This is a genomic window from Psychrobacter pygoscelis (genome assembly GCF_004335015.1).
Taxonomy (GTDB): domain Bacteria; phylum Pseudomonadota; class Gammaproteobacteria; order Pseudomonadales; family Moraxellaceae; genus Psychrobacter; species Psychrobacter pygoscelis.
This window is the reverse complement of sequence record NZ_RQRU01000019.1, coordinates 1-452: the sequence shown is the minus strand read 5'-3', so window position 1 is coordinate 452 and position 452 is coordinate 1. Positions and strand designations below refer to the sequence as shown.

The window sequence follows — 452 nt, the reverse complement described above, 5'->3', positions numbered from 1 at the left end:
AAGCTGCGAACTATGCGGGGCGCGGGCTTCTGCCGGTCAGTTTTCAGAGCGGGCATTTTGGCACCTCCTGAACCTCGACTATAGCAGATCACCGGCTTTGACGCAGCAGGTCGAGAACTTCGTCCTGCTTCAGCTCAATCCGGGCAAGCTGCGCATTATTTTCTATCTCATGATGTTTTAGTTGACTCATGTCCTGCATTAGCTGCTGAACCTGTGGACCCTGCTCTTGCTCTGCCTGATCGTTAGACTGATGGAGATCACTGATTGTTGAGAAATTCATGGTCCGTCCTCGTATTCGCTCTGGGAAGGGTCTCCGTCAGAATGTCTACTAGCTGCCGTCAGTCCTCGGTCTTTCCGCCCTCTGACGAGCCAGCATAGCACGTTCTTTGCCAAGAGCACGGCTCATAGGTTCCCACGCTTTTCCGGAGCGGTTGGCCTGCGCGTCGTGGCGC

1 protein-coding gene is annotated in these 452 nt (G+C 54.9%); it reads right to left on the bottom strand.

The window, feature by feature from the left end; translation table 11 throughout:
- Nucleotides 1-88: 88 nt before the first annotated feature.
- Nucleotides 89-280, bottom strand: coding sequence for a hypothetical protein (locus tag EGV92_RS13760; RefSeq protein WP_131669878.1), 192 nt, complete (start codon nucleotides 278-280; stop codon nucleotides 89-91).
- Nucleotides 281-452 lie beyond the last annotated feature (172 nt).

Coding starts and splice junctions, on each gene's coding strand:
- EGV92_RS13760 (WP_131669878.1), bottom strand. CDS start 280: ATGAATTTCTCAACAATCAGTGATCTCCATCAGTCTAACGATCAGGCA.